The following is a 12,375-nucleotide window of genomic DNA, read 5'->3' on the forward strand; positions in this document are numbered from 1 at the left end:
GAGTAGTTCAAAATTTTAACGATTGCTAAGTGAAGGCTCTTTTATTAGTTTGTCTTTGTCAGTAGACTCGATTTTATTGATTAGCTCTTTTTCGAGTTCTAAAAACTGCATACTTAAATTGAGTCGTTTACTAATTTCTTCTAGCACTTTTGAGATTTCCTGCATCGTAAACATTTCCGTTAAGAATAGGTCGTACCAACCAATCTCTACTAGATTATTCATAGTAGCAAAATGACTTTCAATTGGTTTATCTTTAAGTTCAGTTTTTAAATCAGTAAAATGCTTGATCACTAAAAAGAGGACATAGTGTTGTAATTCATGGTCATTCTTAAAGAAATCTAGGTTATTTTGCTGCACATAGTCAATGGTACTTGCTAAGTCATTTATTAATATCGTTACTTTACGTTTACTGAATTTAGGATAGTAATAAATGAATTTACCCTGGTCTTTATCAATGTGAAATTTTTGTTTTTTATTGAGCTCATCCGCATTTTGTTGAATATCTGCTAATGTTAGTTTCGTTTCACGTTTAGCCATTTTTAGACTCCTTCTTTATATTAAAGAGGGTAGAGAATGACTCTCTACCCATTTTAAATTAATTCGCTTAAATTACATCAACAACGATTGTTTCAAGGTATGTACCGTCAGTTACTTCAATAATTGTTTGATCATTGGCAGCGGCAGAGGCACCTAAAGTAATGACACCATTTGCATCAACACTTGCGATTGTTGGGTTCTTGGATGTCCAAGTTAGATCACTATTTTGTAAAAGTACATTACTGTAACCTGCGCCTCGGATACCTAGTACTGCGATGCGTTGAGCATCTCCTGCGACAGCAGAATCAAGAACTAGACGAGAAGGATTTGAAGCTAATGCTGTAACTTGTACTTTTTCATCTGCAAGATTACGAAGTTTAATGTAGGCATAGTTTCCTTTTTTGTCGGCTAGTGAGCTACCTGCAAGAGAAGAAGAAGCTACACCTTCATGTGTCATAGAAATTTCTACTGCGCCATTTGGTTTAAAGTTAGGCACCTCGATAATTACTTCGCCTGTTTTTCCGTTATTAGAGCGAATATCTACATTTAATTCCATACGTACGGCTTTCGGGAATGAATCAGCAGAGATTTCAATTGTATCCATCATTTCCTGAACAGCATAGACAACTTGGACTTCTTTACCAGCTAATGCTGGAACAGAAATCTCTTTGCCAGTAGGAGCGTATTGAGAGAATGTACCATTAACTTGTTCTACATGCACTTTGCCAATAGGCGTGTCAGCTAATGTTCCTTTACCACTCGCATCAAGTAAAATGATTTCATCCGTATAGAATTCGGCTAATTGGTGATTGATTTCTGTACCATTTTGTAAGGCAATATAAGCTGTATCGAATGCAGCATCTTCAATTGAGAATGTTAATTCTTTTTGGTAGTTAAGTTCGTATACTTTTTTCGAGCCTTTACCTGCATGAATAGCCTGTGTTTGGATTGCTTGTGTCATAGATGAATTCAATAAAGTTTTACCGTTAAGAATTAATTCATCCGTTAAACGATCAAATAAACGTACATTTGCTACTGAAGTTAAAAATTGATTTTGTTGTGTCATAATAAATTACCATCCTTTTAAGTTATTGTTTTTTATTTGAACTAGAATCAAGTCCTAGCTGTTTCATTTGTTTGTCAAATGCTGACTTTGTCATAATGACATCCTCATTTTTCTTCGGCTCGTCAATATGGCCTAGCCAATGGGGAAGATCTTGATCATTTTTAAATTCAACCATTCCAGAGTAACGTGCATTCAGAATGGCATCACTGCTGACCATATAATCCATACGAATTAAACCTTTATGAAATTGATAGAGGGTTAGATTTTCTATTTCATGGTAGGGGAGACCCGATTTGCAATGATAAGCGACTATTTGCTGTTCTAAATCTGCCTGTTTCGTTTTTCTTTTTGCCATAAATGCTCGTGCTTCTTGAATGGCCTTTTTAGTGCCTGGATCGATAAATTCATCGTCTAAATCGATGAGGTTTTGCTCACTGATGATAGTTTTAATTTTATCGAAATCACGTTCATGCAATGAAATACCGTCGACAATTATAAATGCCATACCTTTTTCATTGATTGTGAATTGAATGTCTTCCGTTTTGAAAATCAAACGATATAAAGCAATTAATTTTGCTAATAAATCAGGGCCATCTTTGTTTTGAGAGAGGGCAAGCAAAAACATGAAATAAGACATTCTAATTACTTCTGGTTCTTGAAAATCACTTTTAGGCAATAATAAGCATTGCACGTAATCATAAAATTCATCTGCATCCATCATGCGAACAGGATAAATATTCAATCCTTTATAGAGAGTGGATTTGCCAAATGCTTTTTTTGTTGAAATACTCATGATTTAAAGCTCTTTGGTCCTTGACCGGAAGGAACAACATAAATCCAGCGATATCCGATAAAGCCTTCAGGTGTATTTAAAAGGGGAATACCACTGTGAAATCTCAAATCTCCAAATTCTTCAATATCCTCTTGAAAAAGGACTTCATTTAACATTTCACCTAGCCAATCGAGTCGAAAATCTATATTATTGATAGCGACCGGTGTATAGATATCAAAGAAATATTGTTGCGTGCTAGAATAAGGATTATCAGTAAATTGATTTGTGTTTTTAAGATAATGCTTTTGAGGCGCTCGTGGACCAGTATATAAACAAATGCGAGAAAAATGGGTATCCATTTTTAAATCGCTTGTTTTATCCCCAATCACCAATATGTTGTTCATAATAATGTCTTTTTCAGGTAACTGAGAAATGTCCATTTTCGACTCATCCAGGGGATTATCTAATGAATCTTTTGGCAAGTAATACAGTAATCGAAGTAATTTCTCATCTTCTTTTAATGATTTATAAAACTGCGCTAATTTATTTACAATTCTCATTCTCCTTTGTCCTCACTTCCTAAAGAAGGCTGCATTTTTGAAGGTTTTGCTTTCATGATTTAAAAGAGGTTATTATAATATTTTTTACATTAATTCATCTTTAATTACGATTGCTTCAACTAACAATCAGTGGGGGCTACTGATTGAGTTTCACTTTTATACATCCAATGGTCATCACCTACTATAATTTTGATTTGAGAGTCAGGCATTTAGCAATTTACGATTAAGTCCCAGCCTGTTCTCATTTTATGTATACTCTTTATAAACCTCTTTTGAAGTACATGAAACCTTCATGATGTATCCATGCCTTCACATAGATACATTAGAAAATTTCATTTAAATTATGTATTTTAAATTAATTCATTTATTAACCGTGATCTTCTTCAACTTCTTCAATTCCGAAGGTGATCGCTTCTAGATAAGAAGTATTTGAAAATGTGTTATGTCTGATTGACCCTTTTTTGATTTCTTTTTGTTTATGATGAGATAAAACATAGTTATCTTGCAATTGATGCTGTGCACTTTGATTTCTAAGTAATTTTGTAATTTCTCTACGTCTGTTATTACGTTTTTTAGTTTCCTTAATAAATTTTAAATTCTCTTCTTCTAATAACAATTCGGCTTTAGTAAAATAACCTTTTGTAATGTAATAACCTATCATATCTAATAAAATAATCGTATTGTATGCATGTGAGGTTATACTGAAATATAATTCTAAAGTTATCTCTTCACCTTGATAAACAATTTTTTCATTTTCTAGCATAAAGCTTATATATTGAACTCTTTCCTCTATTGGGAGGTCTAACTTCAATTCTACCATTCTGTGAGGTAATTGTAGTTTCATATTATTGCTCCTTCTACTTATTAGGTTGACTAGTGTATCTAAAAAGCTACTATTTCCGCCCAAGTGATTTTTTGAAGCTACTTTTTACATTTCTTACACTGTGAATGATATAAATCTTTACTGCTACTATTTAAACTGAAAAACTCGTCGGTTGCAGGTAGTCGTTCTTTACATTTACTACATCTTTTGGTTTTTAAGTTCAATTTCTTTGTATATACTACTTTTCTCCATTGTCTATCATTTTCTTGTTTTATTTGAAGACAAATTGTATGAAACCTTCGCCCCACCGTTTTTACTGGAATCCCTAAAAGCTGTCCAATGTTATAATTAGTATAGTCTTTAGCGATGTATTCAAGTAATTTCAGCTGTTCCTCATTTAAACACTTTTTCATTAATTCATCTAAATCGGCAAATAAACTAATTACATCCGTATTCATTTTTAAAGTATTTGTTGCACACACACCATGACTGCCATTTAACATTGTATCATCTATTGAACCTCTAAACGTCAATAATTCTTTAATTACCGTTTCATCTGATAATACTAAATGTTGATATTTTGAATCTTTAGCTGTTTGAAAGGCCATTAACTGTCATCTCCTTGTATGTAAGTATTCGATTACACTTAACCCTATTATAATTGGTATTTTTTATAAATCAATATATTTTTAATTAATTCACTTATTAAACTCCTTTCATCTACAATTTTTTATTGTTTCTTCCTATTTAATAAACAAATTAATATTTGTTGCTAAAAATAATATTTCGTTTCAAAAATAAAACTGTTTATATGATTAATTCATTTATAATAGTTACATTTTAATTTTACGTATGGTACTATTGAAATAATCATATTTTTAATGGAAAAACAAGGGAGTGTATTGTTTGAAAATTGGTAAAACCAGAGAATTATTAATAGAAGATATTAAAGCTAAAATCCCATTGTTAGTTCAAAATGATTTAATCTTAGATGAGATATCGATCCAACTGAATAGATATAACATTAATATAGGAAATATTTTAGAAATGATTAATGATGAGGATGTCCTAAGAGAAACAAATTTACATGAACTATTATTATTGGGTGAACAACTTAATGTAAAATTTGGTGAAAGTGATATTGAGTGGATAAATGAATGGTTAAATCTTTCTGAAATCAAAGAATTAAGATTTTATAAAAGAGAATCTCCATATGAAGACATTATAACTCTGCCATATACTTTTGAACATGTTATAAAAACAGGTCATCATGAGTTTGCAGTTGTGATTCCAAACGTAATTATTGGTAAACTTTGGATGAGTGGCATTTCTATGTATAACCCAAATATACAGCGGCAAGCAAAAAAGAAAAAACTAAAAAATGAAATTATCGAAGTGATGAATTTAAATCCAAAATCATTACGTGAGATTGAAAAACAAACATTAAATGGAGATTTAATCACTTCTACTTTAAGATACAATGCAAAAGTAGGTACAGGTAATGAAGGTTTAGAATTATTTTATGATGAAAAGGACAAATCCCTCACTGTGTTAGAGGGAACTACACTGGATGTTTTAGATGGAGCACATCGTACTTTTTCTATTTATAATGCTTACATGAAAAAAACTGATCTACCAGGCAATATGATCGTTATTTTTTCAAATATGACAGAGGCTCAATGTAAACGAGTGCAAGTCGATATGGCAAAAGCTAACCCTATCCCCAAACCAAGGCTGCAAGAATTAGCAAAAGACAAATTATCAGATGAAGTTGTGATTGAATTAAAGGTTGATGGGGAGTTAAAAGGAAGAATTACTTCTAGTTCGAATGTTAAATATTCATACGGTGAAGTGGTCACTTTTTCAGAATTATCAAATGCCATCGATAAAAGCTTTAAAATAGAGAATCGTTTAGACGTAGGTAAGATAGCTAAAGTGATTAACGAATATATGATGTACCTGTTTGCTTATTATAAGGATAGTTTAAATGATAAAAATTCATTAATGTTTAAAAATAGAATGTTTATTGGTCATATGGAATTAGCTGCAAGGATGCATGAAGAAAAAATTCCATTTGAAATTTTGAATAATTACTTAGATCACATTGACTTCTCCATCCATAATTCCTTATGGGAGGAGCTTGGCATTCTACAGTTTGGTGGGTTAAGCGCTCGAAATAGAAAAAGACTTCAAAAAATATTTGAAGATTTCATTAAATAACGAGGTGTACAACGATGCTTAAAGATAATGTATTCAATAAAGATATAAAAGAATGGTATTTACAATCATTAGATGTAAAAGATAATAGTTTAACTACATATTTATCTCTGTTCAATAAAGCAACTATGATAGAAAACCAAAACAATAAAGATATTTTTGATATGAATAAAGTGGAACTGGAAGAATTATTTTTTAGTTTAAAATCACCAAGTCCACAACCTATAAGTGCCTCCATTGGTTTTATTTCAAGGTATATAGATTGGGCAATTATGAATGGTTATACAGAAAATCGTTCACAAAGGTTACCGAGTATAATCGATATTGAATATTGTAGCCGATTTATTTATAAAGCTTCCATAGTCAGGTATACCAGAGAACAATTGATTACTTACATGCGTTTGTTTGATGATCAAAGACATGCGGTATTCTTATTATGTTTATTTGAGGGGATAAAAGGAGAGGGCTATAGCGAAATTTTAAATTTGAAAATGGAAGATTTGAGTAATGACAAGGGGGGTTGCTTTGCAAGGTTGACCAATAATAAAGGCTATAGAAGGAAAATAGAAATAACCGAGGATCTATATTGGAAACTTGAAAAATTGGACAAAATATCATCCACTAGTTTGACACCGAAACAAGGCCAAAAATACTTTTCTGATAATACCTATATATTTAAGAAAGCAAATTCAAACAGCAATGATATTCAACTGAGAGCATCTTTTGGGAACAGAGCATTGGATTTAGCCAAATCAATCTTTGACAATAGTAATTTAATAGCCAGCACGATACAGACTTCAGGAATGATGTGGTATTTATGGGAGTTGTTAAAGGATAATGAAATGAAAATCCTAGATAAAGAGCTATTAGAAAAAGTAGCAAATAAATATGATACAGGTTATGTGAACAAAGATAATAAGTATGTAAGTTATTCTATACTCAAACATAAATTAGATTTTGATTTTATGAAAATGAATTATGGAGATTTTAATATAGAGTTATAGAACTGGTGAATACCAGTTTTTTTTGTTTTTCCCGCAGTAACTTTCAGTAATACGACTCCTTCAAGTAAAAAGAAGACAACGAATAAAACTAGATCGTCGAACAACAGCCCGATTGGTTCAACTACCAATAATGGGGCAACCCCCACTGAAAGAAGTTTCACTATATCCCGCAGTAACGGTCAGTAAGCCACCACTCACCTCACGTGGAAAGAAAACAACGAGTAAAACTAAATTGTCGAACAACAGCCCGATTGGCTCAACTACCAATAATGGGGCAAAACCCCCACTGAAAGAAGTTTCACTATATCCTGCAGTAACGGTCAGTAAGCCACCACCCACCCCACGTGGAAAGAAAACAACGAGTAAAACTAGATTGTCGAACAACAGCCCGTAACAGCCCGATGGTTCAACTACCAGTCAACGGGGCAAACCTCCCACTGAATAAGTTTTTACTTTATAAATCAAATAATGAAATATTCAAAAATTAAAGTTGGGGAAATTGTAAATATTCTCTAAAAATAAACTTGAAAACGAACGTCTGTTCGTGATAAGATAAGAACAAATCTAATAGGTTAAGAAAAATAGCTAGGATAAGTTAGAAGATTATGGAACAGTGTAATACTAGGAGGTTTTAATGTGGATGCTATACAAACAACAGCTATTTTAGAACTAGTTATTTACAAAGATAGAAATATCTCAGATGAGTTAATGAAAGATTTTAACGGTGGTATTACAAATGTCATTCTACGAGATGAGGGAGGTCGTATTCTTGAATGTACATGTATGGACAGCTCAGTTTCTAGTTTAATCCTTATGGATACATCGAATGAGGAGGAAATAGAATTAATGAAAGAGCTTAATGATACAAAATTTATCTATCAAAAAGCACAGGATATCGATATCCAGTATGATAGTTTAATTCAATTAGATGACAGTCAGGATAATATTTATTGTGTTGTAGAGCTTAAAAATATAATTTATTTATATAATGGGCTATTAAGAAAGTCGATTAATGATGATAGTATTACTTCATTAAAAAGTCTAAAAGAATATTTAAATACCAATTATCCAACACATAAAATTTTAGAGAGGATAAGTTAAAGCCACGAAAAGAATAATGATATGTCGTGCTAAAAATTATTTAAAGGTGGTGACAAAGTGGAAAAAGTTTTAGTTAAAGAATTTGCATCTGAAATAATAGGACAATCGAAAGGAAGGGTGAGCAATATTGATGCTGAAGCAATTGCAATAATTTACATAGCTAAGTTAGAAACTTTTAATTTGTTAAAAACTAATGGTATTAAGAGAGTTGTCCAGGGGATGATTGGAGATAAACAAATTTTAGACTTAATGAAAGGATGAAGTGAAGAATAACTATATAATTTGCATGAAATAATCAAAAAAGAGAGGTGTGAATGGAGATATATATGCAATTCTCTAAGGAAATATATAATAATAAAAGATTCAAAGCAAAGTAGGTGGTTATTAATACATACAAAAGATAATTTTAATTATTCCCCAAAATTCCATTCAAAGAAATCTGCACAGAACTATTTAGATGAAATAATTAAAAATATAATAATTGTATCAAAGAATTAAATTGTATCAAAGATTTTAGCAACAAAATAACAAGGATGAAAGTTGGAGCGACTATGGATCATAAAGTACTAAAGGCATTGGTGTTAGATTTTGGCTATATTTTCGGAGCTATAAATCAAGGAAAAGTTTTTGAAAATGAATCTACTATGAAAGAATTTTTGCGAAAAAGTAAAGAGTTTCAAATAAAGTTAGTGGATATTTCAAAGCAAGTAGAATTAACTTTCTTGGAATTAGAACATAAGCGTGAGCAGGCCCTACTAGAAAATCAACTTCAGTCAGAGAAAGAAAAAACAATACAAAAACTTAATGAACTCATGACAGAGGTTGACAAACAAATCATCAAAAAACAACCATTTAATTTGTAACGAAGGGTAGGGGGTTATGTGAAAGCTTTCAAAGAGGGTAATTCGAATAGAAGTAAAATTGATCGTTATGCGATGGCTTTAGCTTACCAAGAAATGGGGAATATAAATTTGATCATTTCAAAGGAAATGGAGCATTTAGAAATAGAAGCGATAAAATCTGTTGAGGCATTTTTAAAAAAAATAGACTTTTATAAGTGTTAATCATGAGTCATTACATAAAATTTTATAGGTAATACATAATTTTAGATAAATTAATTAAAAAAGGTTAAATTCCTCATTGTGTTGATGTGATAAAGCTAGGTCGATGATAATCATGTTTAACTTGAAATAATGAAGAATTACAGGTGTTTTATGAAGGCAGGTAAAGTGATTTTTATATTCATAGTATCACTATTTTTTATGTCTGTTATTTTTTCAGACGAAGATGACAATGACAACAAAAATAGCCATAGTTTTAAAGGAGTAATTCAAAATTCTGCAAAGAGTAAGTTTGAGGCTGCGGTACCAAAGATCCGTAGTAAAGCACTTCAATTAAAGGAAGAAAGGCTACAAAGACAACTAGAAATACAACGGTTGAAGCTTGAGGAAAGAATACAAAAAGAGCAACTAAATAAGGATACATATAAAACAGACAATAAACAATTAATCGGGAGTCAAAACAAGATTAAGGCGAATCCTAATTCCAATCAAACAAAGTGGATGCAATTTAATGCTTCCTACTACGGTTCTGATTGCACAGGCTGTAGTGGAATAACAGCAACTGGTATTAATGTTCGTGAAACGATTCACTATAACGGCTTAAGGATTGTTGCGGTTGACCCTACTGTAATCCCATTAGGAACAATTGTAGAAATTAACACGCCCTATGAATCTTTTAGAGCCATTTCTGCTGATACAGGTGGTGCCATCAAAGGTTTCAAATTAGATATTCTTGTTGAATCAGAAAGAGTTGCAACACGATACGGTAGACATAATGTTCAATTACGTGTTGTCGAATATTCAACTAAAATAACAAAGTAATCATACATAGAGTAGTGAAAATCAACAGATAAAATATCGAAATTTCGTCACTATATAAAAATGGTAAAATATTTTAAAATATGAAGTTTTATAATCATACCCTTCTATTTTTGAAAAATGTAAAATATTTCGAAACTTTCCGTGAGGTTTATCCGTATAGTAGGTAATACGATGAAAAGAGGTGAACAACTTGACGCTATTTGGCTACTCACTTGAACAGATTTATTTAGTGGTGTTAATATTCGCTGGTCTTGCTACAATTTTGTTCATGTTTTTTGGAGATGCTGTGGAAGGCATTGGCGATGGACTACCGATTTTAAACCCAAGTGTGATTTTATCATTCATCACGATGATGTCAGCAGCAGGCTTTATTTTAGAGAAACTAGCCTTATTTTCTAGCGGATGGAACATCGTTGCTGCAATTATCATCGGAATTATTTTAAGTGTACTATTTTATTTATTTATTCTTGTTCCGCTGAAATCGGCTGACGTCTCGTTAGCTTATACGGAAGAATCGCTTGGTGGTCAATTAGGGAGGGTTATCGTACCCATCCCAACAGACGGCTTTGGGGAAGTTGTGATAGAGACGGCGAGTGGCATGATTTCAAAGCGGGCAGTGGGTTTTGACAATGAGACAATCGACTATGATACGACGGTACTTATTGTGGAAGTGAAAGAAGGTACTCTCCTTGTGAGAGCCTATGAAAAGAAATTTATCTAAAGAGGAGAGGATAATATGACAGGCATCTTGATAGTAGTAGGAGTTGTAGCATTTATATTAATCGCCATTGTGGGAATGTATGTGACGAAGTATCGTACAGCAGGTCCTGACGAAGCACTGATTGTGACAGGAAGCTACCTTGGCTCAAAAAATGTACATAAGGATGAGTCAGGGAATCGCATAAAAATTATTCGTGGAGGCGGTACTTTTGTCTTCCCAATTTTCCAGCAAGGACAGCCACTAAGTTTATTATCAAGTAAGTTAGAGGTGACAACGCCGGAAGTGTATACGGAGCAAGGGGTTCCGGTAATGGCAGATGGTACAGCTATTATTAAAATTGGCGGCTCTATTTCGGAAATTGCAACAGCGGCAGAGCAGTTTTTAGGGAAGCAAAAATCAGAGCGTGAAGGTGAAGCACGTGAGGTATTAGAGGGGCATTTGCGTTCAATTTTAGGATCAATGACTGTTGAGGAGATTTACAAAAATCGTGACAAATTCTCACAGGAAGTTCAACGTGTAGCCTCTCAGGATCTAGCAAAGATGGGGCTTGTGATTGTGTCATTTACGATTAAAGATGTACGCGATAAAAACGGCTATTTAGATTCACTTGGTAAACCAAGAATCGCACAGGTGAAACGTGATGCGGATATTGCGACTGCAGATGCGGAAAAGGAAACACGCATTAAACGTGCAGAAGCATCAAAAGAGGCGCAGAAAGCAGAATTAGAGCGTGCCACTGAAATTGCGGAAGCGGAAAAAGAAAATCAATTAAAGGTAGCTGAATTCCGTCGTGAGCAGGATATTGCCAAAGCTCGAGCTGACCAAGCATATGAGCTTGAAACAGCCCGTGCCAAACAGGAAGTAACGGAGCAAGAAATGCAAATCCGTATTATTGAGCGTCAAAAACAAATTGAGTTAGAAGAAAAAGAGATTTTACGTCGTGAGAAACAATATGACTCGGAAGTAAAGAAAAAAGCAGATGCTGATCGTTATTCAGTGGAACAAAATGCGGCAGCACAAAAAAGTCGTGAGCTTGCACAAGCAGATGCTGAGAAATATCGTATTGAGTCGTTAGCAAAAGCGGAAGCAGAGAAAATTCGATTAGACGGTGTTGCCAAAGCAGATGCTGAACGTGCACAAGGGGAAACAGAGGCAGATATTATTCGTCTGCGTGGTCTTGCTGAAGCCGAGGCGAAACGTAAAATTGCCGAAGCCTTTGAATACTACGGCCAAGCAGCTGTACTCGACATGGTTGTGCGCATGATGCCAGAATATGCGAAAGAACTGGCAAGTCCACTAGGCAACATAGACAAAATTACAGTTGTCGATACTGGCGGTGGCGAAGGTGGAGGCGGTGCCAATAAGGTGACGTCTTATGCAACGAACTTAATGTCAACACTTCAGGAATCATTGAAAGAAACTTCGGGGATTGACGTCAAGGAATTGATTGAAAGCTATGCCGGCAAGCATACACTACGTCCCGAGCTTGAGCAAATTGCAGTCGGTCTAGGGCAACAACAAGCGCCTAAGATTACAGAAGAAATAAAAGAACCTGTTGAACAATAACGCAAAAAGCTACCTGATACTTCGGTGTCAGGTAGCTTTTTTTAGGGTACGCCTGCAACTTCTAAGTGCACAAGCGTATTAATAAACAGGTTAAATCGCGATGTAGTATGGTTAGCGGCGATATG

Annotated in this window: 16 protein-coding genes; 9 read left to right on the forward strand and 7 right to left on the reverse strand. The window is 33.5% G+C overall.

Annotated features, from left to right (window positions below):
* Positions 1-15 precede the first annotated feature (15 nt).
* From ACOMCU_RS03375 to ACOMCU_RS03400, 6 genes are all read right to left on the reverse strand, one after another.
* Complete coding sequence (locus ACOMCU_RS03375; protein ID WP_010858761.1) at positions 16-537, reverse strand: hypothetical protein; 522 nt, start codon at positions 535-537, stop codon at positions 16-18.
* A gap of 67 nt (positions 538-604) precedes the next feature.
* Entirely contained in the window at positions 605-1,603 is a 999-nt protein-coding gene (locus ACOMCU_RS03380; RefSeq protein ID WP_010858762.1) for a hypothetical protein, read from the reverse strand.
* Between the two features lie 22 nt (positions 1,604-1,625).
* Complete coding sequence (locus ACOMCU_RS03385; protein ID WP_010858763.1) at positions 1,626-2,396, reverse strand: hypothetical protein; 771 nt, start codon at positions 2,394-2,396, stop codon at positions 1,626-1,628.
* A complete protein-coding gene (locus tag ACOMCU_RS03390) occupies positions 2,393-2,935 on the reverse strand; it encodes a hypothetical protein (RefSeq protein WP_421049457.1) in 543 nt (180 codons plus the stop codon). The genes ACOMCU_RS03385 and ACOMCU_RS03390 overlap by 4 nt, the downstream gene beginning before the upstream one ends.
* Positions 2,936-3,302: 367 nt before the next feature.
* Complete coding sequence (locus ACOMCU_RS03395) at positions 3,303-3,779, reverse strand: hypothetical protein (protein ID WP_010858765.1); 477 nt, start codon at positions 3,777-3,779, stop codon at positions 3,303-3,305.
* A gap of 77 nt (positions 3,780-3,856) precedes the next feature.
* On the reverse strand, positions 3,857-4,366 hold the full coding sequence (locus ACOMCU_RS03400) for a hypothetical protein (RefSeq protein ID WP_010858766.1): 510 nt from the start codon (positions 4,364-4,366) through the stop codon (positions 3,857-3,859).
* Positions 4,367-4,664: 298 nt separating this feature from the next.
* Here ACOMCU_RS03400 and ACOMCU_RS03405 point away from each other — a divergent pair, with 298 nt between their 5' ends.
* Both ACOMCU_RS03405 and ACOMCU_RS03410 read left to right on the forward strand, forming a co-directional pair.
* On the forward strand, positions 4,665-5,978 hold the full coding sequence (locus ACOMCU_RS03405; protein WP_421049458.1) for a hypothetical protein: 1,314 nt from the start codon (positions 4,665-4,667) through the stop codon (positions 5,976-5,978).
* 14 nt (positions 5,979-5,992) lie between these two features.
* Positions 5,993-6,979, forward strand: coding sequence for a hypothetical protein (locus tag ACOMCU_RS03410; protein WP_421049459.1), 987 nt, complete (start codon positions 5,993-5,995; stop codon positions 6,977-6,979).
* Positions 6,980-7,096: 117 nt separating this feature from the next.
* On the opposite strand, the gene ACOMCU_RS03415 is transcribed toward ACOMCU_RS03410, so the two are convergent.
* On the reverse strand, positions 7,097-7,363 hold the full coding sequence (locus ACOMCU_RS03415; protein WP_421049460.1) for a hypothetical protein: 267 nt from the start codon (positions 7,361-7,363) through the stop codon (positions 7,097-7,099).
* Between the two features lie 252 nt (positions 7,364-7,615).
* Between ACOMCU_RS03415 and ACOMCU_RS03420 the strand changes: the two genes are divergently transcribed.
* From ACOMCU_RS03420 to ACOMCU_RS03450, 7 genes are all read left to right on the forward strand, one after another.
* Positions 7,616-8,080, forward strand: a complete 465-nt coding sequence (locus ACOMCU_RS03420) for a hypothetical protein (RefSeq protein ID WP_010858770.1) — start codon at positions 7,616-7,618, stop codon at positions 8,078-8,080.
* A 57-nt stretch (positions 8,081-8,137) separates the two neighbouring features.
* Positions 8,138-8,341 (forward strand): hypothetical protein, encoded by a 204-nt coding sequence (locus tag ACOMCU_RS03425; protein WP_219363542.1) that lies wholly within the window; start codon positions 8,138-8,140, stop codon positions 8,339-8,341.
* Positions 8,342-8,631: 290 nt separating this feature from the next.
* A complete protein-coding gene (locus ACOMCU_RS03430; protein WP_421049461.1) occupies positions 8,632-8,943 on the forward strand; it encodes a hypothetical protein in 312 nt (103 codons plus the stop codon).
* 18 nt (positions 8,944-8,961) lie between these two features.
* Positions 8,962-9,144: a hypothetical protein gene (locus tag ACOMCU_RS03435; RefSeq protein WP_421049462.1), complete on the forward strand. Its 183-nt coding sequence runs from the start codon at positions 8,962-8,964 to the stop codon at positions 9,142-9,144.
* Between the two features lie 165 nt (positions 9,145-9,309).
* Entirely contained in the window at positions 9,310-9,963 is a 654-nt protein-coding gene (locus ACOMCU_RS03440; RefSeq protein ID WP_421049463.1) for a 3D domain-containing protein, read from the forward strand.
* A 190-nt stretch (positions 9,964-10,153) separates the two neighbouring features.
* A complete protein-coding gene (locus ACOMCU_RS03445; RefSeq protein ID WP_010858775.1) occupies positions 10,154-10,684 on the forward strand; it encodes a hypothetical protein in 531 nt (176 codons plus the stop codon).
* Between the two features lie 15 nt (positions 10,685-10,699).
* Positions 10,700-12,250: a flotillin family protein gene (locus tag ACOMCU_RS03450; protein ID WP_010858776.1), complete on the forward strand. Its 1,551-nt coding sequence runs from the start codon at positions 10,700-10,702 to the stop codon at positions 12,248-12,250.
* Positions 12,251-12,375: the final 125 nt, after the last annotated feature.

Source organism: Lysinibacillus sp. UGB7 (genome assembly GCF_049058285.1).
Taxonomy (GTDB): domain Bacteria; phylum Bacillota; class Bacilli; order Bacillales_A; family Planococcaceae; genus Lysinibacillus; species Lysinibacillus sphaericus_B.

What these genes read in the sequence shown, in the direction of transcription:
- ACOMCU_RS03410 (WP_421049459.1), top strand. Translation starts at nt 5,993, where the DNA reads ATGCTTAAAGATAATGTATTCAATAAAGATATAAAAGAATGGTATTTA.
- ACOMCU_RS03380 (WP_010858762.1), bottom strand. Translation starts at nt 1,603, where the DNA reads ATGACACAACAAAATCAATTTTTAACTTCAGTAGCAAATGTACGTTTA.
- ACOMCU_RS03430 (WP_421049461.1), top strand. Translation starts at nt 8,632, where the DNA reads ATGGATCATAAAGTACTAAAGGCATTGGTGTTAGATTTTGGCTATATT.
- ACOMCU_RS03400 (WP_010858766.1), bottom strand. Translation starts at nt 4,366, where the DNA reads ATGGCCTTTCAAACAGCTAAAGATTCAAAATATCAACATTTAGTATTA.
- ACOMCU_RS03385 (WP_010858763.1), bottom strand. Translation starts at nt 2,396, where the DNA reads ATGAGTATTTCAACAAAAAAAGCATTTGGCAAATCCACTCTCTATAAA.
- ACOMCU_RS03395 (WP_010858765.1), bottom strand. Translation starts at nt 3,779, where the DNA reads ATGAAACTACAATTACCTCACAGAATGGTAGAATTGAAGTTAGACCTC.
- ACOMCU_RS03390 (WP_421049457.1), bottom strand. Translation starts at nt 2,935, where the DNA reads ATGAGAATTGTAAATAAATTAGCGCAGTTTTATAAATCATTAAAAGAA.
- ACOMCU_RS03450 (WP_010858776.1), top strand. Translation starts at nt 10,700, where the DNA reads ATGACAGGCATCTTGATAGTAGTAGGAGTTGTAGCATTTATATTAATC.
- ACOMCU_RS03375 (WP_010858761.1), bottom strand. Translation starts at nt 537, where the DNA reads ATGGCTAAACGTGAAACGAAACTAACATTAGCAGATATTCAACAAAAT.